Annotated in this window: 17 protein-coding genes; 8 read left to right on the top strand and 9 right to left on the bottom strand. The window is 69.4% G+C overall.

Annotation, left to right across the window (positions count from 1 at the left end):
• Positions 1-12 precede the first annotated feature (12 nt).
• Together ABEU20_RS01240 and ABEU20_RS01235 are read right to left on the bottom strand one after the other, a co-directional pair.
• Positions 13-894 (bottom strand): AAA family ATPase, encoded by an 882-nt coding sequence (locus ABEU20_RS01240; RefSeq protein WP_420162581.1) that lies wholly within the window; start codon positions 892-894, stop codon positions 13-15.
• A 19-nt stretch (positions 895-913) separates the two neighbouring features.
• A complete protein-coding gene (locus ABEU20_RS01235; RefSeq protein ID WP_420162580.1) occupies positions 914-2,197 on the bottom strand; it encodes a glutamate-5-semialdehyde dehydrogenase in 1,284 nt (427 codons plus the stop codon).
• A gap of 44 nt (positions 2,198-2,241) precedes the next feature.
• Here ABEU20_RS01235 and ABEU20_RS01230 point away from each other — a divergent pair, with 44 nt between their 5' ends.
• The 7 genes from ABEU20_RS01230 to ABEU20_RS01200 all read left to right on the top strand — a co-directional run bounded on the left by ABEU20_RS01230 (position 2,242) and on the right by ABEU20_RS01200 (position 9,633).
• A complete protein-coding gene (locus tag ABEU20_RS01230; RefSeq protein WP_420162579.1) occupies positions 2,242-3,654 on the top strand; it encodes an amino acid permease in 1,413 nt (470 codons plus the stop codon).
• A 32-nt stretch (positions 3,655-3,686) separates the two neighbouring features.
• Complete coding sequence (locus ABEU20_RS01225) at positions 3,687-4,559, top strand: ribokinase (protein ID WP_420162578.1); 873 nt, start codon at positions 3,687-3,689, stop codon at positions 4,557-4,559.
• Positions 4,560-4,621: 62 nt separating this feature from the next.
• Positions 4,622-5,080 carry an acetyltransferase gene (locus ABEU20_RS01220; protein WP_420162577.1) on the top strand — a complete coding sequence of 153 codons (459 nt, stop codon included), beginning with the start codon at positions 4,622-4,624 and terminating at the stop codon, positions 5,078-5,080.
• A gap of 51 nt (positions 5,081-5,131) precedes the next feature.
• Complete coding sequence (locus ABEU20_RS01215; protein ID WP_420162576.1) at positions 5,132-7,240, top strand: RecQ family ATP-dependent DNA helicase; 2,109 nt, start codon at positions 5,132-5,134, stop codon at positions 7,238-7,240.
• A gap of 132 nt (positions 7,241-7,372) precedes the next feature.
• Positions 7,373-7,900, top strand: coding sequence for a diaminobutyrate acetyltransferase (ectA, locus tag ABEU20_RS01210; protein ID WP_420162575.1), 528 nt, complete (start codon positions 7,373-7,375; stop codon positions 7,898-7,900).
• A 13-nt stretch (positions 7,901-7,913) separates the two neighbouring features.
• Positions 7,914-9,173, top strand: coding sequence for a diaminobutyrate--2-oxoglutarate transaminase (gene ectB, locus ABEU20_RS01205; RefSeq protein ID WP_420162574.1), 1,260 nt, complete (start codon positions 7,914-7,916; stop codon positions 9,171-9,173).
• Positions 9,174-9,216: 43 nt separating this feature from the next.
• The gene (locus tag ABEU20_RS01200; protein ID WP_420162573.1) at positions 9,217-9,633 is read left to right on the top strand and encodes an ectoine synthase; all 417 of its coding nucleotides are present in this window, start codon (positions 9,217-9,219) and stop codon (positions 9,631-9,633) included.
• A 92-nt stretch (positions 9,634-9,725) separates the two neighbouring features.
• Here the strand turns inward: ABEU20_RS01200 and ABEU20_RS01195 are convergent, their stop codons facing one another.
• A complete protein-coding gene (locus ABEU20_RS01195) occupies positions 9,726-11,633 on the bottom strand; it encodes a YhgE/Pip family protein (protein ID WP_420162572.1) in 1,908 nt (635 codons plus the stop codon).
• A 143-nt stretch (positions 11,634-11,776) separates the two neighbouring features.
• Positions 11,777-12,250: a VOC family protein gene (locus ABEU20_RS01190; RefSeq protein WP_420162571.1), complete on the bottom strand. Its 474-nt coding sequence runs from the start codon at positions 12,248-12,250 to the stop codon at positions 11,777-11,779.
• A 68-nt stretch (positions 12,251-12,318) separates the two neighbouring features.
• On the opposite strand from ABEU20_RS01190, the gene ABEU20_RS01185 reads away from it, so the two are divergent.
• Entirely contained in the window at positions 12,319-13,137 is an 819-nt protein-coding gene (locus tag ABEU20_RS01185; RefSeq protein ID WP_420162570.1) for an NAD-dependent protein deacetylase, read from the top strand.
• A 4-nt stretch (positions 13,138-13,141) separates the two neighbouring features.
• On the opposite strand, the gene proB is transcribed toward ABEU20_RS01185, so the two are convergent.
• From proB to ABEU20_RS01160, 5 genes are all read right to left on the bottom strand, one after another.
• Positions 13,142-14,242, bottom strand: coding sequence for a glutamate 5-kinase (proB, locus tag ABEU20_RS01180; protein WP_420162569.1), 1,101 nt, complete (start codon positions 14,240-14,242; stop codon positions 13,142-13,144).
• Complete coding sequence (gene obgE, locus ABEU20_RS01175) at positions 14,239-15,699, bottom strand: GTPase ObgE (RefSeq protein ID WP_420162568.1); 1,461 nt, start codon at positions 15,697-15,699, stop codon at positions 14,239-14,241. Before obgE ends, proB begins: the two co-directional genes overlap by 4 nt.
• 215 nt (positions 15,700-15,914) lie before the next feature.
• Complete coding sequence (gene rpmA / locus ABEU20_RS01170; RefSeq protein ID WP_013416501.1) at positions 15,915-16,178, bottom strand: 50S ribosomal protein L27; 264 nt, start codon at positions 16,176-16,178, stop codon at positions 15,915-15,917.
• A gap of 51 nt (positions 16,179-16,229) precedes the next feature.
• The gene (gene rplU, locus ABEU20_RS01165; protein WP_005512259.1) at positions 16,230-16,541 is read right to left on the bottom strand and encodes a 50S ribosomal protein L21; all 312 of its coding nucleotides are present in this window, start codon (positions 16,539-16,541) and stop codon (positions 16,230-16,232) included.
• 261 nt (positions 16,542-16,802) lie between these two features.
• The gene (locus ABEU20_RS01160) at positions 16,803-20,042 is read right to left on the bottom strand and encodes a translation initiation factor IF-2 N-terminal domain-containing protein (protein ID WP_420162567.1); all 3,240 of its coding nucleotides are present in this window, start codon (positions 20,040-20,042) and stop codon (positions 16,803-16,805) included.
• Between the last annotated feature and the right edge of the window lie 102 nt (positions 20,043-20,144).

The following is a 20,144-nucleotide window of genomic DNA, read 5'->3' as shown; positions in this document are numbered from 1 at the left end:
GGCTCCGCCCTCTCAGTTCAGACGCAACTCGGCGGCGGCGCGCTGCTGATCGGCGCGGTGCTTGAGCACCACGCCCATCGTGGCGCGGACCGCGTCGTCGTCGAGGGTGTCGAGCCCCAGCGCGAGCAGTGTCCGGCCCCAGTCGATGGTCTCCGACACCGACGGCACCTTCTTGAGCTGCATCCCGCGCAGCACGTTCACCGTGCGGACCAGCTGCTCGGCGACGGCCTCGGGCAGCTCCGGCACCCGGCTCGCGAGGATTCGGCGCTCGAGGTCGGCGTCGGGGAAGTCCAGGTGCAGGAACAGACAGCGCCGTTTGAGCGCCTCGGACAGTTCCCGGGTCGCATTCGAGGTGAGGACCGCGAACGGCTTGCGCGTCGCGGTGATCGTGCCGAGCTCGGGAATCGTCACCGCGAAGTCGCTGAGGACCTCGAGCAGTAGGCCCTCGATCTCGACGTCGGCCTTGTCGACCTCGTCGACCAGCAGCACCGTCGGATCCTCGCGGCGGATCGCGGTCAGCAGCGGGCGCGACAGCAGGAACTCCTCCGAGAACACGTCCTCCTTGGTCGCGTCCCAGCTGTGGTCGCTGCCGGCTTGAATCCGCAGGATCTGCTTAGCGTGGTTCCACTCGTAGAGCGCGCGGGACTCGTCGACACCCTCGTAACACTGCAGGCGCACCAGCTCGGCGTCCGACGTCTGCGCCACGGCCCGCGCCAGCTCCGTCTTGCCGACACCGGCCGGGCCCTCGATCAACAGCGGCTTGCCCAGCCGGTCGGCGAGAAAGACCGCGGTCGCGGTCGCCTTGTCCGCCAGGTAGCCGGTCTCGGCGAGACGCGCGGCGACGTCGTCGAGACTCGCGAACAGCGGAGGTGCGGTCGGCAGGGCGCGGTCCACACTCGCTCCTTTCGGGCCGTCAGGCCGGTCGGGTATGACCGTCTCCCCAGACAGTCCACTTGGTCGAGGTGAGCTCGCCCAGACCCATCGGGCCGCGGGCGTGCAGCTTCTGCGTGGAGATCCCGATCTCCGCACCGAACCCGAACTGCTCACCGTCGGTGAAGGCAGTCGAGGCGTTGACCATAACCGCGGCTGCGTCGACACGCGTGGTGAACTCGCGCGCAGCGGACAGATCGGACGTCACGATGGCCTCGGTGTGACCGGTGCCGTAGCGGTCGATGTGCGCGACGGCCTCGTCCAGGCCGTCGACGACCTTCAGGGCGATGTCGAGGGTCAGGTACTCCTCGGACCAGTCGTCCTCGGTCGCGGGGACGAGCCCGGGCAGGTCGCCGTGCACGGTGACGCTGTGCATCTGCAGCGCTTCGAGCAGCTTGGGCACCGCGGTGTCGGCGATCGCGGCGTCGATCAGCAGCGTCTCGGCGGTGTTGCACACGCTGGGGCGACGGGTCTTGGCGTTGAGGACGATGTTCTCGGCCATCTCGAGGTCCGCGGCGGCGTGCACGTAGACGTGGCAGTTGCCGACACCGGTCTCGATGGTGGGCACGGTCGCGTCGCGGACGACCGCGTTGATCAGTCCGGCACCGCCGCGCGGGATGACGACGTCGACGAGGCCGCGGGCCTGGATGAGATGCGTGACGCTGGAGCGGTCGGCGCTGGGCAGCAACTGGACGGCGTCGGCGGGCAGGCCCTGCCCGGTGAGCGACTCCCGCAGCACCTGCACCAGGGCGGCGTTGGAATGCGCGGCCGACGACGATCCACGCAGCAGCGCCGCGTTGCCGGACTTGAGCGCCAGGCCGAAGGCGTCGACCGTGACGTTGGGGCGGGCCTCGTACACCATGCCGACCACGCCGAGGGGGACGCGGACCTGACGGATCTCGAGGCCGTTGGGGAGCGTCGAGCCGCGGACGATCTCACCGACGGGGTCGGACAGGCCGGCCACCTGACGCAGACCCGACGCGATGCCCTCGACACGCGCGGCAGTCAGACGAAGTCGGTCGAGGAGCGAGTCCTCGGTGCCGGCCGCGCGGGCGGTCTCGATGTCCTCGGCGTTCGCGGCGAGGACGGCGTCGGTCGCGGCGACGACCGCATCCGCCGCCGCCTGCAGGGCAGCGTCCTTCTGCGCGGTCGTCAGCAGCGCCAGGGCCCGGGACGCGACGCGCGCGCGCCGGGCCGCGTCGTGGACCTCCTGGCGGGTGTCCCCGGAGTCGCTGGCGGCCGGTGAAGTGTGCGTCGCGGCAGTCATCTCTACAGATTAGCGATCGGTTCGGGCGCATAATCGTTCTGCCCATGCGCCGACTGCGTAAGGAAAAGTCAGTGTCACAACACGAGACGATTCATCAAGCACCGTCAGAGGGATACAGCCGCGGACTCAACGCCCGCACCGTGCAGATGATCGCGCTCGGTGGTGCGATCGGGACCGGCCTGTTCTACGGCGCGGGCGGGGCCATCGAGGAGGCCGGGCCGTCGCTCATCCTCGCCTACCTGGCGGCCGGTCTGGCGATCTTCGTCATCATGCGGGCGCTCGGCGAACTCCTGACGTACCGGCCGATCTCCGGCAGTTTCGCCGAGTACGCCGAGGAATTCCTGGGGCGGTTCTTCGGCTTCGCGACCGGGTGGGCGTACTGGGCAGTGTGGGCGGCCACGTGCATGGCCGAGATCACGGTGGCCGGCAAGTACGTCGAGTACTGGTGGCCGAGTGTCCCGACGTGGCTGACCGCGCTGGTGGTGCTGCTCGTCCTGTTCAGCGCCAACCTCATCTCGGTCAAACTCTTCGGCGAGGCGGAATTCTGGTTCTCCGCCATCAAGATCACCGCGATCCTGGGGATGATCCTGATCGGCATCGGCGTCCTCACGCTCGGCTTCGGCCACGCCACCAACCCGACGGTGACGAACCTGTGGGCCGACGGCGGTGTCTTCCCGAACGGGTTCGGCAGCGCGCTGATGAGCCTGCAGGTGGTGATGTTCGCGTACGTGGGCGTCGAACTCGTCGGCGTCACGGCCGGCGAGGCGAAGGATCCCAAGCAGACCCTCCGCAAGGCGATCAACACGCTCCCGTTCCGCATCGGCCTGTTCTACGTCGGCTCCCTGATCGTGATCCTGTCGGTCGCCAGCTGGCAGGACTTCCACGCCGGCAAGAGTCCCTTCGTCGAGGTGCTCGAGCAGATCGGCATCCCCGCCGCCGCCGGCATCATGAACTTCGTCCTGCTCACCGCCGCGCTGTCCTCGTGCAACTCCGGCATCTACTCGACCGGCCGGATGCTGCGCAGCCTCTCGCTCCGCCACGAAGCTCCGGAGGCACTGGGCAGGCTGAGCAGTCGGCAGGTGCCCTACGTGGGCATCACGATGTCGGCCGCCGCGATGATCATCGGCGTCATCGTCAACATCCTGTCGCCCGACCGCGCGTTCGTCTACATCACGTCGGTGTCGACGATCGGGATCATCTTCGTGTGGGGCGTGATCCTGGCCTGTCATCTGCGCTACCGCCGCTTCGTCAATCGGGGCGCGCTGCCTGCCTCCGACTACCGGCTGCCCGGAGCGCCGTACACGAACTGGATCGCGTTGACGTTCCTGGCGTTCGTCGTCGTGCTGCTGTTCTTCACCGAGGCCGGCCGGATCGCGTTGGCGGTCGGCGCGGTGTTCGGCGTGCTGGTGGGCGGGGGCTACTTCGCACTGCTCGGACGCGCGTCGTCGCGCTACTGACTCCGCCCGTCGTGTGACGCTAGCCTCGGCACATGGCGCAGAACTCGGTGGTCGTCGTCGGCAGCATCAACATGGATCTGGTGGCACGCACCGACCGGATGCCGGCCCCCGGCGAGACGATCCTCGGCACCTCGTTCTCGACGTCGCCGGGCGGCAAGGGATCTAACCAGGCGGTCGCCGCGGCGAAGGCCGGGGCGGACGTCGTGTTCGTGGGCGCGGTGGGCGACGACACGTTCGCACTGGAACTGCGCCAGGCGCTGGTGGACGCCGAGGTCGACGCCGAACGCCTGCGGGAGGTGCCGGGCCCCAGCGGAGTGGCCGCGATCACCGTCGACGCGGACGGCCAGAACGCGATCGTCGTGGTGCCGGGCGCGAACTCCCGCATCGTGGACCTCACCGACGAGGAACTGACAGCGATCGCCGACGCCGACGTCCTGCTGTGTCAGTTGGAGATTCCCCTCGACACCGTGACCGCGGCGGCACGCCACGCCGCCGCGCACGACACCGTGGTCATCCTCAACCCGTCGCCGGCGCAGCCACTTCCGGACGACCTCGTCGACACGGTGGACGTCCTCGTCGTCAACGAGACCGAGGAGCGGCAGCTCGGCGAGAACACCCTCGCGCGGGTGCCGCACGTCGTCACGACCCTCGGCGCCGACGGGGCACGCTACCGAGGCCCCGACGGCGAGCGGATCCGCGTCGACGCCCCCGCCGTCGAGGCGATCGACACGACGGGTGCCGGCGACGCCTTCACCGGTGCGCTCGCCGTCGCCTGGCACCGCGGACCGCAGGACGCGCTGGCCGTGGCCTGCGCCGCGGGCGCGCTGGCCACGACACGGCCCGGGGCGGCCGCGGCTTCGCCGACCCGGACCGAGATCGACGCACTGGTGGCCGGGCGGCGCTGACCCGGCACGGCCGACCGGAAAACGGGTTGGCACCCCGAACCGCCGCGCGCACGGTCCCGGGGATGAGCAACTCGATCGAGCCCGTTCTGCGCCCGTGTCACGGCCCGACCGAATGGCCGTCCTTCGTCCGGATCTGGCGCAGCGCGGTCGAGGCCACGCACACCTTCCTCACCCCCGAGGACGTCGAGTTCTATGCGTCGCGGATGGAGAAGGACTACCTGCCGGCCGTCGAACTGACGGTCGCCGACGTCGACGGCACCCCCGCAGGGTTCTCCGGGATCGCCGGCAACTCCCTCGAGATGCTGTTCGTCGACGACGCACACCGGGGGCACGGCATCGGTTCCGCCCTGCTCGGGCGCGCGCTCACCGAACACCCCGATCTGGTCCTCGACGTCAACGAACAGAATCCGCAGGCCGTCGGGTTCTACGAACGCCACGGGTTCGTCACGGTGGGCCGTTCCGCGACCGACGGCGACGGCCGCCCCTTCCCGATCCTGCACATGGCACGGTCGGCCCACTGAGCGCAGCCACCGCTCCACCGCGCTGTCGGCCCCCTCGGGCACCATGGACCCATGACGACCGCGACCACCACCGAGTCCGCCGCCGATCTCCGTGACGAGGCCGAACGGTTGCTCCGCGATCTCGCCGGTCCGGACGCCCGGCTACGTGAGGATCAGTGGACCGCGATCGAAGCCCTGGTGGTCGGTCGGCGCCGGGCGCTGGTGGTGCAGCGCACCGGTTGGGGCAAGTCCGCGGTCTACTTCATCGCCGCGAAGCTGCTGCGCGCGCACGGGCACGGCCCCACGGTGATCGTCTCGCCGCTCCTCGCGCTGATGCGCAACCAGGTGGCGTCCGCCGAGCGGGCCGGCGTGCGGGCGGCGACCATCAACTCGGGCAACGTCACCGAGTGGGACGACATCCACGAGCGCGTGGCGGCCCGCGAGCTGGATGTGCTGCTGGTCAGTCCCGAACGGCTCAACAACCCCGACTTCCGCGACCAGGTCCTCCCCTCGCTGGCCGCCGATGCCGGGCTCGTCGTGGTCGACGAGGCGCACTGTGTCTCGGACTGGGGCCACGACTTCCGTCCCGACTATCGCCGCATCCGCACCCTCGTCGAGGAACTGGGCGAGGGCATCCCGGTGCTGGCCACCACCGCCACCGCGAACGACCGGGTCGTCGCCGACGTCTCGACGCAGCTGGGGGTCGGCGGCGCCGAGACGTTGGTGCTGCGCGGCACCCTCGAACGCGACTCGCTGAGCATGTCCGTCGTCCGCATCCCGGAGGCCACCCAGCGCGCGGCGTGGCTCGCCGAGCACCTCGACGAGCTGCCCGGGTCCGGCATCATCTACACCCTCACCGTCTCGGCCGCGCGCGACCTGGCGAGCCTGCTGGCCGACCGCGGGCACCAGGTCGCCTCCTACACCGGTCAGACCGACGCCGCCGAGCGGGAGGTACTGGAGAACGATCTGCTGAACAACCGCGTCAAGGCGCTGGTCGCGACGTCGGCGCTGGGCATGGGGTTCGACAAGCCCGACCTGGGGTTCGTCGTGCATCTCGGCGCCCCGTCGTCGCCGATCTCGTACTACCAGCAGGTGGGTCGCGCCGGGCGTTCCACCGACAGCGCCGAGGTGGTGCTGCTTCCCGGCCACGAGGATCAACAGATCTGGAGCTACTTCGCGTCGGTCTCGTTTCCACGTGAACACATCGTGCGCAAGGTCATCGACGTCCTCGATACCGAGCGCCCGCAGTCGACGATGGCCCTCGAGCCGCTCGTGGAACTCAACCGGACGCGACTCGACCTCGTCCTCAAGGTGCTCGACGTGGACGGTGCGGTGCGCCGCGTCCGGGGCGGCTGGGTAGCCACCGGGCAGCCGTGGACCTACGACGCCGAACGCTACAGCCGCCTGGACGCCGCCCGTCAGGCCGAACAGCAGGCGATGCTCGAGTACGAGCGCACCGACGAGTGCCGGATGACCTTCCTGCGCCGCCAACTCGACGATCCGGGCCTCGCCGACGCCGGTAACTGCGGCCGCTGCGACAACTGCGCCGGACCCAAGTACCGCGCCGAGGTGAGCGACACCACACTCGCCGACACCCGGCGGCGTCTGGAGCGGCCCGGCATCGACCTGGCGCCGCGCAAGCAGTGGCCCACCGGCATGGCCAAGCTCGGAATCAATCTGTCCGGCAAGATCTCCGACGGGCCGGAGCCGGGACGCGTGCTCGGTCGGCTGTCCGATCTGGGCTGGGGTCAGCGCCTGCGAGGCCTGCTGGACGGCCCCGACGCCCCGGTACCGGATGCGATCGTCGACGCCTGCATCAAGGTCCTCGCCGCCTGGGACTGGGCCGAGCGCCCGGGTGCGGTCATGGGTCTCGAATCCCCGACGCACCCGACCCTGATGCGCTCGCTCACCGCCCGACTGGCGGAGGTCGGCCGACTCGACGACTTGGGCGTGCTGCATATGCGGCCCGATCTCCCGCCGGTGTCCGCGGCCAATTCCGCGTACCGCGTCGCGGGGCTCGACGGACTGTGGGACGCCCCGGACCTGTCCGGCCTGAACCGCCCGGTGCTGCTTCTCGACACCGTCACCGACACCGGCTGGACACTCACGATGGCGGCTCGCACCCTGCGTCGGGCAGGTGCCTCCTCCGTCCTTCCTTTCGCACTCGCCACCCCCAAGTGATACCGGACGTGACCAGGGTCACATTCACCGTCTCACCTGCACGACTGCAGGGTCTTCTCTGTCCGATTTCGATGGTTCCGTGAAATCGAGGCGCCGGGTTGTTACGTTCGAACGACAAGGACGCCAACCACAATGACGCCATTACAGCTGAGAAATACCCCAACCACCGTGCCGGACGCGGTGGAGTTTCGTAAGCCCCAGATCTCAGACGGAGTCCGGCTCTGGGAGATCGCCAAGGATTCACAGGTGCTCGACCTCAATTCGAGCTACTCGTACCTTTTGTGGTGCAGAGATTTTCAGGACACCTCGATCGTCGCGACCGTCGACGACAGGGCCGTAGGATTCGTCACCGGCTACGTGCGCCCCGAGGTGCCGGCCACACTCTTCGTCTGGCAAGTCGCCGTGGACGAGAATCAGCGCGGCCGCGGACTCGCCGGCCGCATGCTTTCCCATCTTCTCGACCATGTTGCGCTGCAAGGCGTCTGGAAGCTCGAAACCACCATCAGCCCGGACAATGCGGCATCGATTGCACTGTTCACGTCCGTCGCCCACCGGCGCGGATGTGAGATCACCAAGAGTGAACTGTTCTCCCCCAACGATTTTCCCGACGGGCACGAGGCCGAGGATCTTTTCACGATCTCGCCACGGAACGCCTCCTGAGGAAGGAGCACCCATGACCACAGTCGAGACCAGCATCTTCGAATCGCTCGAATCCGAGGTGCGGAGCTACAGCCGCAACTGGCCCTCCGTGTTCGAATCCGCATCCGGTGCGTGGATTCGCGACGAGGGCGGACGCGAGTACCTGGACTTCTTCGCGGGCGCCGGCGCCCTCAACTACGGGCACAACAACCCCGTGATGAAGCAGGCGTTGATCGACTACATCGCCGGCGACGGCATCACACACGGCCTGGACATGTCCACCGTCGCCAAACGGGAGTTCCTGAAGAGCTTCCAGCGCAACATCCTCGAGCCCCGCGGGCTCGACTACAAGGTCCAGTTCCCCGGACCGACCGGCACCAACTCCGTCGAAGCCGCACTGAAGCTCGCCCGCAAGGCCACCGGCCGCGAGTCGATCATCAACTTCACCAACGCTTTTCACGGCATGACGCTGGGCGCACTGTCGGTGACCGGCAACTCGATGAAGCGCGCGGGTGCCGGTGTTCCGTTGGTGCACGCCACCCCCATGCCGTTCGACAACTACTTCGGCGGAGTCACCGAGGACTTTCAATGGTTCGAGCGCGTGCTCGACGACTCCGGCAGCGGGCTCAACCGTCCCGCCGCGGTGATCGTCGAGACCGTCCAGGGCGAGGGCGGCGTCAATGTCGCGCGGCCCGAATGGCTTCGGGCACTCGCCGACCTGTGCCAGCGGCGCGACATCCTGCTCATCGTCGACGACGTCCAGATGGGTTGCGGCCGAACCGGCCCGTTCTTCTCCTTCGAGGTCGCCGGGATCACCCCCGACATCGTGACCCTGTCGAAGTCGATCGGCGGCTACGGCCTGCCGATGGCGCTCACGCTCTTCAAGCCCGAGCTCGACCTGTGGGCGCCGGGCGAGCACAACGGCACCTTCCGCGGCAACAACCCGGCTTTCGTGACTGCGACCGCGGCCCTCGACCACTACTGGGCCGACGACGCGCTCCACAAGTCCACGCTCGCGAAGGGCGAGCGGATCAGCCAGATCTTCTCGAACCTGGCGCAGACCTTCGACGGCGTCAGCACCCGCGGCCGCGGCATGGTACAGGGTCTCGTCTTCGCGGATCCCGGTATGGCCGTCAAGGTGTGCGGAATCGCATTCGACGAGGGGTTGCTCGCCGAGACCTCGGGTCCGTCCGACGAGGTGGTCAAGCTGCTGCCGCCGCTGACCATCACCGAGGCCGAACTCGACCACGGCCTGAGCATTCTCGCCGAGGCCACCGCCAAGGTCTTCGCCTGACGCCTCCGAACCATCCGACAACATAGCGACGAGAGGAGCTTTCATGATCGTTCGCACCACCGACGACATCACCGACACCGACCGCGACATCACCAGCGAGGACGGGAACTGGCGCAGCAAGCGCATCGTACTCGCGGGTGACGGCGTCGGATTCTCCTTCCACGAGACCGTGATTCGGGCCGGCTCGGTCAACGAGTTCCACTACGCCAACCACATCGAGGCGGTGTGGCTGGTCGAGGGCGACGGCATCCTCACCGACCTCGACAGCGGCGAGGTGTACCAGCTGCGCCCGGGCACGATGTACCTGCTGAACGGGCACGAGCGGCACCGTGTGGAGCCGGTCACCGAGATGCGCATGCTGTGCGTGTTCAACCCTCCGGTCACCGGACGCGAGGTGCACGACGAGAACGGCGTGTACCCCCTCGTCACCCTCGACGAGAACGAGCGCGCCGCCTCGTAGATACGTGGCAAACGGATCTCGGACAACGGGATTCGGAACGACAGTCGGGGCCCGGTCGAATACGTCGACCGGGCCCCGACTGTTGCGGCGAGTCAGCCGACGCGCTCCATGACGACGGTCGGATCGTCCGCCGGAGGAACCTCCTGCACGTCCGGTTCCTGCCGGCGGCGCCACCAGACGGTGAACGCGACGGCGACGACGATCAGCGCGACGAGGGCCGCGACAGCCGTCCAGAACCGCGGCCCGTAGTAGCCGACCAGGACCATCCGCAAGGCGTTACGCGCCCACGTCAAGGGCATCAGGGCGTGCAGCCACTGCAGCGGCGCCGGCATCTGCTCGATCGGGTACACGGCACCGAAGGCGAAGATCTGGATCATCAACGCGCCCAACGCCACGAAGGTACCGTTCACTGCCCCGAAGACCACCGTGAAGAGCCGGCCCAGAGCCACCGCGGCGGCACCGACCAGGATCATGACCGCGGTGAGCGCGAGGGCACTCGGCGGATCGGCGTCGGCGACGACGAGTGACACCACCGACGCCACGAGGGCCGCGACGAGGGTGACGGCCGCGGGGACCCGGTACCGGCGCAGCCCCTCCCGGATCACGTTCTCGTGCACGCGCTGCGGGCTTCCCCGACGCGGGCGGACGACGAACCAGATCAGGATTCCGACGAGGAACAACAACACGGACATCACGGCCGGCACCGCGCCTGGCCCGAATCCGGCGGCCGGGTACGCGTACGTCTCCTCGACGGCGACCGGCGCCGACAGCAGCCCGGCGGTGGTGGCCCGCTGCTCGTCGGTGAACTGGGGAACCTGCGCGGCGCCGTCGGTCAGCCCCGTCGCGAGTTCGTTGCTGCCGCTGTCGAGCTGACCCATGCCGGTGGACAGCTGCCCCAGTCCGTCACGGAGCTGGACGCCGCCGGTGTTCAACTGGCCGAGCCCCGACGACAGCTCGCCGGCGCCGGCGCTCAGCTGGTGCGCTCCCGACGACAGCTCGCCCAGCCCGCTGTTCAGCTCCCCGGCACCCGCGGCCGCCGACATCAGCCCGCCGCGGTAGTCGGCTGCCGGATCGGTGAGCTGACGCGCGAGTTCGCGCGCACCGTCCCGCAGCTCCACGAGCTGGGACTGGATGTCACCCTGCTCGCCGAGGATGCTGAGCAGCGGTCCGGTGACCGTGTCCACGAGCTCACTGATCTGCTTCGCACCGGCACCCAGCTCATCGGTGCCACCCACCAGCTGGTTCAGGCCGGAGCTCAGCTCGCCCGAGCCGGCCGCCGCCTGATCGGCACCCGTCGCGAGTTCGCCGGCGCCGGCAGCGAGTTCCTTTCCGCCCTGGTTCGCCTCGCCGAGGCCGGTCGAGAGTTCCTTGCTGCCCGCGTAGAGTTCGTTGGTGCCGGCGAGGGCGTCCTTCGTGCCCGCCGAGAGCTGCTGCGCACCGGCCGCGGCCTCACCGAAACCCTTGCCCAGATCACCGAGGCCGATGAGGACCTGGTCGACCGACTGCTCACCGATCGACTCCGACACCGCCGAGCGCACCTGCGCGACGACGCTCTCCCCCACGGGGGTCGCGACGAGGCTGTTGTAGTCGTTGTAGACGACGTCGAGCCGGGCCTTGCGGCCGTCGCCGCCGGCGGCGCTCGCGACGTCCGCGCTGAACGTCTCCGGGATCACGACGGAGAAGTAGTAGCGGCCGTCGTCGACGCCGTCCTGCGCCTGCTGGGCCGAGACGACCTTCCAGTCGACGTCGCCGCTGTCGACGAGCGCGGCCACCACGTCGTCGCCCGCGACGATCCGGGTCCCGTCGAGGTCGGCGCCCGCGTCCGCGTTGACGATCGCGACCGGCAGCCTGTTCACGGTGTCGCCCGGATTCCACAGCGCCCACATGTAGAAGCCGGCGATCGCGAGCGGCGCGATGACCAGCAGCGCGAGAACTGTACGGACGACGTGGGCCCGGCGCGTGGCAGCGCCGGACCCACCGGGCGGAGATGTGGACACCATGAAGAGCTCTCTCGTTGCGGGGACCGAGGGTGGACGGCGCTCCGGATCCGCGCCGACGTGGACATACGTCCAATTTGGTCACGATAGAGAGTGAAGTCGCCCACGGTGGCGTTTCCCGCGAATTCGACGCCGCCGTGTCGCGGTCAGGACACCGGGTCCGGGAAGAAGAGCGCCCGCGCCCGGCGCGCCACCTCGGCCGGCGGGACGTCCTCGATCCGGGTGCAGACGGCCCAGCGGTGCCCGAACGGATCGAGGAACACCCCGTGCCGATCACCCGAGAACGCGTCGGCCACGGGCGTGACCAGGGTGGCACCGGCCCGCAACGCCGAGTCGACGAACGCGTCGGTGTCCTCGACGTACACCACGAGCGACGAGTGCACCCAGCCCTGCTCGGGCGCCTTCAGCCCGAAGTCGGGCATCTCCTGCGACAACTGGAGCATCGAGTCGCCGATCCGGATCTCGGCGTGCATCACGGTGCCGTCCGGGGCGTCCATCCGGTCGACGATCACCGCGCCGAGGCCGCAGACGTAGAAGTCCAGTGCGGCGTCGCCGTCGGGCACCGCCAAGTACGGCGTCAGGGTTCGGTATCCGTCGGGAATCGGGTTCACTGTGGTCATGGCGATCAGTCTCCGACGCCGACCACCGGCGGGGATTGAACGGATCGGACACGCCTACCCTGGATCGGGTGATCGACCGAATGCTCGAGCTGCTCCACGGCCGCCGCGTGTGCGTGCTGACCGGGGCGGGAATCTCCACCGACTCCGGGATCCCCGACTATCGCGGCCCCGATTCGCCGCCGCGGAACCCGATGACGTACCAGCAGTTCGTGGGCGATCACTCGTTCCGCCGCCACTACTGGGCCCGCAACCATCTCGGCTGGCGGTTCATGGATGCCGCCCGCCCCAACACCGGGCACCGCGCCGTCGCTGCCCTCGAACGGGCCGGCGTCGTGCACGGCGTCATCACCCAGAACGTCGACCTGCTGCATACCAAGGCGGGCACCCGGCAGGTCATCGACCTGCACGGCAGCTACGCGCAGGTGCGCTGCCTGGACTGCGGCGCACGCATGTCGCGGATGGCTCTCGCCGACCGCCTCGACGCCGCCAACCCCGGTTTCGCCGCCACCGTCGCCGCCGCCACCGGTGTCGAGATCGCGCCCGATGCCGACGCCGTGATCGAAACCACCGACCACTTCCGGATGGTGGACTGCGCGGAGTGCGGCGGCATGCTCAAGCCCGACATCGTCTACTTCGGCGAGAGCGTGCCGAAGCCGCGCGTGACCGCGGCGTTCGAGATGGTCGCCGGCGCCGACGCCCTGCTGGTCGCCGGGTCGTCGCTGACCGTGATGTCGGGCCTGCGCTTCGTCCGCCGCGCCGCCCGCGACGGGCTGCCCATCGTCATCGTCAACCGCGGCACCACGCGGGGCGACGAGTTCGCGACGCTCAAGGTCGAGCAGGGCTGTTCGGACGTCCTGCAGTCCCTCGTCGCCGCGCTCCCGGGCTGACGGGCTACAGCGCCACCAGGTCGTCGGCGTGCACGACGGGACGGTGCATGTCGGCGGGCAGATCCGCGGTCGAGCGGCCCAGCATCTCCTCGATCTCCGTCGAGTCGTACGCCACCACGCCACGCGCGACGGGGCGGTCCTCCGGCCCGACCAGCGACACGACGTCGCCTCCGTAGAACCTGCCCCCGACGGCGGTGATGCCGGCCGGCAGCAGCGAGCGCCGACGATCGACGACGGCGCGCACGGCACCCGCGTCGAGGTGCAGCGCGCCCTGCGTGTCCGCGGCGTGCCGGACCCAGAACTTGCGGGCAGACATTCGGTGCGGCCGGGCCGCGAACACGGTCCCGACATCCGCCGTCGTGAGCGCCGTCGCTGCATCGGACGCCGCGGTCAGCAGCACCGGCACCCCCGAATCGGCCGCCAACCGGGCCGCCGACAGTTTGGACGCCATGCCGCCCGTGCCGAGCGCTCCCCCGGACCCGGCCACCACACCGTCGAGATCCTCGGGGCTGTTCACCTCGGGAATCAGTGTGGCGCCGCCCTTTCGGGGATCGCCGTCGTAGAGACCGTCGACATCCGAGAGCAGCACCAGGGCGTCCGCACCGACGAGGTGCGCGACGAGTGCGGCGAGCCGGTCGTTGTCACCGAACCGGAGTTCCGTCGTGGCGACGGTGTCGTTCTCGTTGACGATCGCGACCGCGTGCAGGGCCCGCAGCCGGTCGAGTGTGCGCTGCGCGTTGCGGTGCTGCGTGCGCCGGGCGATGTCGTCGGCGGTGAGCAATACCTGACCGACGGTGCGCCCGTACCGCGCGAACGACGTGCCCCACGCGTGTGCCAACGCCAACTGGCCGACGCTGGCTGCTGCCTGCTTCGTTGCGAGATCCCGTGGGCGGTGCGTCAATCCGAGCGGAGCGAGACCCGCCCCGACGGCGCCCGACGACACCACGACGACGTCCGAGCCGGCCCGCATCCGCGCCTCGAGCGCATCCGCGAGCAGGTTGAGCCGCCCGACGTCGAGGCCACCGATCAGGCTCGTCAAGGCCGACGATCCGATCTTGACGACGATGCTGCGCGCGGACGCGATGGACGCTCTGGTCTCGCTCACCGGTTTTCGGGATCCTCGCTGTCGAGTCCGCGGCGCACACGGCGCGCGTGCTTACGCTCGGCCGCGCCGATGCGCTCGTCCTGGTCGAGGCGGGCATCGGTGCCACGACCGGTGCGGACGATGTCGACACCCGCCGCAGTCTGCGGCTCCCACTCGAATCCGACGTCGCCGATGGTGACGAACGCACCGGGCTCGGCACCCTGCTTGACCAATGCGTCCTCGACACCGAGGCGAGCCAGACGGTCCGCGAGGTAGCCGACGGCCTCGTCGTTGTCGAACGCGGTCTGCCGCACCCAACGCTCGGGCTGGACGCCGCGCACGATGAAGCCACCCGGGTTGTCCGGATCGGCGATGACGTCGAACCCGGTCTCCTTGGCCGCGATCGGACGGATCACCTGACGCTTCGGCTCCGCCGGCGGATGCGCCTCGCGGTACTCGGCGACCATCTTCGCGAGCGCGAACGTCAAGGGCCGCAAACCGTCCCGGCTGACGGCCGAGATCGTGAACACCGGCCAGCCGCGCGCCTCGAAGTCCGGCGTCACCATCTCGGCGAGCTCGGCAGCCTCGGGGACGTCTGCCTTGTTGAGGATCACGATCCGGGGACGGTCGGCGAGGTCGCCGAGGCTCGCATCGCCCTTGAGCGCGGGCTGGTAGGCCGACAGTTCGGCCTCGAGGGCGTCGACGTCGGAGATCGGGTCACGGCCCGGCTCCAGCGTCGCACAGTCGACGACGTGCGCGAGAACCGCACAACGCTCCAGGTGGCGCAGGAAGTCCAGACCCAGTCCGCGTCCCTCGCTGGCGCCCGGGATCAGGCCCGGCACATCGGCGACGGTGAACGTCGTGTCACCACTGGACACGACGCCCAGGTTGGGCTGCAGCGTCGTGAAGGGGTAGTCGCCGATCTTCGGCTTCGCGGCCGAGAGCACCGACACGAGCGACGACTTGCCCGCCGACGGGAACCCGACGAGGCCGACGTCGGCGACGGACTTGAGCTCGAGGATCAGGTCGCCCGCCTCGCCCTCCTCGCCGAGCAGCGCGAAGCCGGGGGCCTTGCGCGCCTTCGACGCCAGCGAGGCGTTGCCGAGGCCGCCGCGGCCACCACGAGCCGCGACGAACTGGGTCCCCACGCCGATCAGGTCGGCGAGGACCTCACCGTCCTTGTCGACGACGACGGTGCCGTCCGGCACCTTGAGGATCAGGTCCGAGCCGTTGGCGCCTTCGCGGTTGCCGCCCATGCCCTGCGTGCCGTTGGTCGCCTTGGCGCGCGGATGGAAGTGGAAGTCGAGAAGGGTGTGGACGTTGCGGTCCACCTCGAGCACGACATCTCCGCCGCGACCACCGTTGCCACCGTCGGGGCCGCCGAGCGGCTTGAACTTCTCGCGGTGGACGGAGGCGCAACCATTGCCGCCTTTTCCGGCGCTGACGTGCAGCACCACGCGGTCAATGAATCGGGACATGACTGCCGGATCCTTCCTCAGTCAATACTTCGGGCGGAGAATGCGCGGCGCGAACGTAGCGAGCGCACCGCTCTGGAACAACAAGCTCTGGAAACAACAATAGAGGCGGGCAGGGTTGTGAGACCCTGGCCCGCCCCTATTGGGAGATCGGATGCGATGTCGGACTCGTCAGCGTCTCGCGACGATAGGAGTCCGGATCACAGTTGGCAGCAGGCTCAGGCCTCTGCCGCGACCGGAACGATGTTCACGGTCTTGCGCCCGCGCTTGGTGCCGAACTCGACGGCGCCCGCAGCGAGAGCGAACAGGGTGTCGTCACCGCCACGACCGACGTTGACGCCGGGGTGGAAGTGGGTGCCGCGCTGACGCACCAGGATCTCGCCGGCGCTGACGGACTGGCCGCCGAAGCGCTTCACGCCGAGTCGCTGTGCGTTTGAATCGCGACCGTTACGGGAGCTGGATGCACCCTTCTTATGTGCCATGTCGAGTCCCTCCCAGGAATCGGTGAAAGCTGAATCGGTGAAAAGGTCGAGCTACTTGATGCCGGTGACCTTGAGGACCGTCAGCTTCTGACGGTGACCCTGGCGCTTGTGGTAGCCGGTCTTGTTCTTGAACTTGTGGATCCGGATCTTCGGGCCCTTGGTGTGCTCGACGACCTCACCGGTCACGGAGATCTTCGCCAGCTTGTCGGCGTCGGTGGTCAGCTCGGACCCATCGACCACGAGGACCGGGGCAAGCGAGACAGCGGTGCCGGGCTCACCCTCGATCTTCTCGACCTTGACGAGGTCACCAACAGCGACCTTGTACTGCTTTCCGCCGGTCTTGACGATCGCGTACGTTGCCATCGGACGGCTACCCCTTGCTACTTCGAACGTGCTCGCGCCGCTGCCGTGAGGCTTTCGTTGCTGCGCGACTGGTCTGGTGTGGCGGCTACCCCTTGCGCGCCCGTGGTAGGCCCGAAGTGGGCGCAGCAGAGCGGTATCGCCGGGTAGCGACCGGTCAAGATTACGGGACAGTGGGCGTCAGGGTCAAACTGACGCAACACCGTTCCCGCTGTGGTACTTCACCGCCCGTACCTGACGGGCGGCGAAACACCACGGGACGAATCAAGCGTCGGCGTCCACCGGAGGACCGGCGGGACGCGCGGCGGCACGGCGCCGACGCGGCTTACGCGGTTCGGCTGCAGGCTCGCTGGGGGCCTCGCCGTCGGGCGCCTGGGTCGCCTCCGCGACCTCGACCGCCGGCGTGGGCGCGGGCGAGGGTTCGGTCGACGGAGCGGGCTCCGTGGCCGACATCACGAACACCGTTCCCGACTCGGGGGTGTCCCCTGCCGGTGCGGCCGTGGCGCGGGAGACCCGCCGGCTCCGTCGCCGACGCGGCGTCGCCCCCTCCGACTCGGGTGCGGGCTCGGGCGCCGACGCCGTGACCTTCTGCAGGTCCGGAGTGGTATCCGGTTCGGCAGGTGCGGGCGCGACCGGCGCCGGCTCCGCCGCCTCTATCGAAGGGGCCTGCGTAGCCTCGTCGGATGCAGCGGTCGCCTCCACGGAGGTCGATTCCTCGGCCGTCTCATGCTCGGGATGGTGCGACGCCATCGCGAGCGCGACCGGGTGAGCCCGCTTGACGGTCGCGTCCACGGCCGCCTCCTCGGGCGACGGGTGCACGTGCTGACCGTCGGACTCGGCCTCCGGTGTCGGGGTGGGGGTCGATGCCGCCGCACGATCGCGGCCGCGCTTCTTGCGACCCCCGCCGCCCGACTCCTTGCCCTGTCCCTGACCGCGTCCACCGTCGTCGGAGGACTTCGCCTCCACCGGCTCGGTGTGGACGATGATGCCGCGGCCGTGGCAGTGCTCACACGTGGTCGAGAACGCCTCGACAAGCCCGGTTCCGAGCTTCTTGCGCGTGACCTGGACCAGGCCCAGCGACGTCACCTCGGACACCTGGTGGCGGGTCCGGTCCCGGCCCAGCGACTCGGTGAGCCTGCGCAGCACCAGATCGCGGTTCGACTCGAGCACCATGTCGATGAAGTCGATCACGATCATGCCGCCGATGTCCCGCAGGCGCATCTGCCGCACGATCTCCTCGGCGGCCTCGAGATTGTTCCGGGTGACGGTTTCCTCGAGGTTGCCGCCGGCACCGGTGAACTTGCCGGTGTTGACGTCGACCACGGTCATCGCCTCGGTGCGGTCGATCACCAGAGTGCCGCCGGACGGCAGCCACACCTTGCGGTCGAGCGCCTTCGCGAGCTGCTCGTCGATGCGATGCGTCTCGAACACGTCCGGGGTGCCGGGCGCAGGATCGTGCCGCTCGACGCGCGAGAGCAGATCGGGCGCCACCGTCTTGATGTAGGTCTCGACGGTGTTCCAGGCCTTCTCGCCCTCGATCACGAGCTTCGAGAAGTCCTCGTTGAACAGGTCGCGGACAACCTTGACGAGGAGATCGGGCTCCTCGTAGAGCGCCTGCGGCGAACCGGACTTGCCGTCCTTCGCCTTGGCTGCGTGCTCCTCGATCGTCGTCCACTGCGTCTGCAGACGGGTGACGTCGCGGGCCAGTTCCTCCTCGCTGACGCCCTCGGATGCCGTCCGGATGATCACACCGGCGTCCGCCGGCACGATCTCGCGGAGGATCTCCTTGAGACGCTTGCGCTCGGTGTCGGGCAGCTTGCGGCTGATGCCGGTCGAGGTTCCGCCGGGCACGTACACGAGGAATCGCCCGGCCAGGCTGATCTGCGTGGTCAGGCGGGCACCCTTGTGTCCCACCGGGTCCTTGCTGACCTGCACCAGCACCTGATCGCCCGGCTTGAGGGCCTGTTCGATCTTGCGCTCGCGACCGCCGAGACCGGCTGCCTCCCAGTTGACCTCGCCCGCGTACAGGACGCCGTTACGTCCGCGACCGATGTCGATGAACGCGGCCTCCATGCTGGGCAGCACGTTCTGGACGCGGCCCAGGTAGACGTTGCCGACCATCGACGTCGACGACGACCCGGTGACGAAGTGCTCCACGAGCACGCCGTCCTCGAGGACGGCGACCTGCGTCGACGCCGCCGGGTTGGCGCCGCCGACCTTCTCGCGGACGACCATGACACGGTCGACCGCCTCGCGGCGGGCCAGGAACTCCGACTCGCTCAGGATCGGCGGACGGCGACGACCGGCGTCGCGTCCGTCGCGGCGGCGCTGACGCTTCGCCTCGAGTCGGGTGGATCCGCTGATCCCCTGAACCTCGTCCTTGGTCCGCGGCTTGCTTCGCGGTTCGCGCTCGTGCACGACGGTGTTCGGCGGGTCGTCCTCGGAGGCGACCTCACCGTCGGCACCGCTGCGACGACGGCGGCGACGACGTCGGCGACGGCTCGAACCGTCACCGTCGTCCTCGGACTCCGACGCTTCGCCCTCAGCGCTCTCGGCGTCGTCCTCGGTCGCCGTCTTGTCCGCTGCATCCTTGTCCGCGGCGTCCTTGCCCGCAGATTCCGAGGCGGCGTCCTCGGTCTTCTGGCTGTCCTCGGTCTCGCCCTCGGACTGCTGCTCACCACGACCGCGGCCGCGGCCACGACGGCCCCGGCGACGGCGGCGCTGCTGGTCGCCACCATCGGTATCGCCCGATTCGTCGTCGACAGCTTCGGTGGTGGCTTCGGCGGCGGTCTCGGCGGTCGCGGTTTCGGCGGGGGCCTCGGCCTTCGGTTCCTGGGGCTTCTCGGTCGCCTCGGCCACCTCGGTCGGCTCGGGTGCGGCGGCGGCCCGGCGGCTGCGACGACGACGCGGCGCGGGCTCCGCGGCGGCCTCGGGCTGCAGGAACAACGGCGCCTGGACGACCGCGGGAGCGGCGGCCTCATCGCTTTCGGCGGTCGGGGCCGCGCTGGTGAACAGCGACTCACCCGCGCCGGGGGTCTCCACGGCCTCGGCCGGGGCGGCAGCCGACTCGGCGGCCTCGGCCGACTCGGCAGGTTCGACGACCTTCGCGGCCTTGGGAGCAGCCTTCTTGCGGGCGCGCTTGCGGGGGGCTGGCTTCTCGGCGGGAGCGGTCTCCGCCGCGACCTGCTCTCCGGCGGTCTCGGTCCCGGCGGTCTCGGTCCCGGCGTCGGGAACTGGTTCGGCGACCTGCTCGGGCGCGGCGGACGCGCCCGTCACGGTGGCATGGATCCGTTCGGCGATCTCACGAGAAAGACTCGACTGCGCGCTGCGCAGTTCGGTGCCGAGCGCGGCGGCCTCCGCGAGGACCTGCTTGCTCGTCACACCGAGAAGCTTGGCCAGCGCGTGCGCGCGGATCTTCTCGGGCAGTGCCGGGGTGGCACTCGCTTCGACCGCCGCTTCCGCGATCGGTTCCTGCACGTTTTCGGGCGGCGCTTGATCGGCCACGTATTCTCCTCGAGCCCCCGGGCGCGTCCATCCGTCTGTCGATCGGATGTGACGCGGCCGCACGGGGGCGATGGTTGTGTACTCGCACCTCGGGTACGAGAT

Source organism: Rhodococcus parequi, from assembly GCF_046042785.1.
Lineage (GTDB): Bacteria > Actinomycetota > Actinomycetes > Mycobacteriales > Mycobacteriaceae > Prescottella > Prescottella parequi.
Note: the sequence above shows the minus strand (reverse complement) of the source record. Positions and strands in the feature narration are given on the sequence as shown.

Excerpts from the sequence above, each read along its gene's own strand:
- ABEU20_RS01235 (WP_420162580.1), bottom strand. The coding sequence starts at position 2,197 with ATGACTGCCGCGACGCACACTTCACCGGCCGCCAGCGACTCCGGGGAC.
- ABEU20_RS01230 (WP_420162579.1), top strand. The coding sequence starts at position 2,242 with ATGCGCCGACTGCGTAAGGAAAAGTCAGTGTCACAACACGAGACGATT.
- ABEU20_RS01225 (WP_420162578.1), top strand. The coding sequence starts at position 3,687 with ATGGCGCAGAACTCGGTGGTCGTCGTCGGCAGCATCAACATGGATCTG.
- ABEU20_RS01220 (WP_420162577.1), top strand. The coding sequence starts at position 4,622 with ATGAGCAACTCGATCGAGCCCGTTCTGCGCCCGTGTCACGGCCCGACC.
- ABEU20_RS01215 (WP_420162576.1), top strand. The coding sequence starts at position 5,132 with ATGACGACCGCGACCACCACCGAGTCCGCCGCCGATCTCCGTGACGAG.
- ectA (WP_420162575.1), top strand. The coding sequence starts at position 7,373 with ATGACGCCATTACAGCTGAGAAATACCCCAACCACCGTGCCGGACGCG.
- ectB (WP_420162574.1), top strand. The coding sequence starts at position 7,914 with ATGACCACAGTCGAGACCAGCATCTTCGAATCGCTCGAATCCGAGGTG.
- ABEU20_RS01200 (WP_420162573.1), top strand. The coding sequence starts at position 9,217 with ATGATCGTTCGCACCACCGACGACATCACCGACACCGACCGCGACATC.
- ABEU20_RS01195 (WP_420162572.1), bottom strand. The coding sequence starts at position 11,633 with ATGGTGTCCACATCTCCGCCCGGTGGGTCCGGCGCTGCCACGCGCCGG.
- ABEU20_RS01190 (WP_420162571.1), bottom strand. The coding sequence starts at position 12,250 with ATGACCACAGTGAACCCGATTCCCGACGGATACCGAACCCTGACGCCG.
- obgE (WP_420162568.1), bottom strand. The coding sequence starts at position 15,699 with ATGTCCCGATTCATTGACCGCGTGGTGCTGCACGTCAGCGCCGGAAAA.
- rpmA (WP_013416501.1), bottom strand. The coding sequence starts at position 16,178 with ATGGCACATAAGAAGGGTGCATCCAGCTCCCGTAACGGTCGCGATTCA.
- rplU (WP_005512259.1), bottom strand. The coding sequence starts at position 16,541 with ATGGCAACGTACGCGATCGTCAAGACCGGCGGAAAGCAGTACAAGGTC.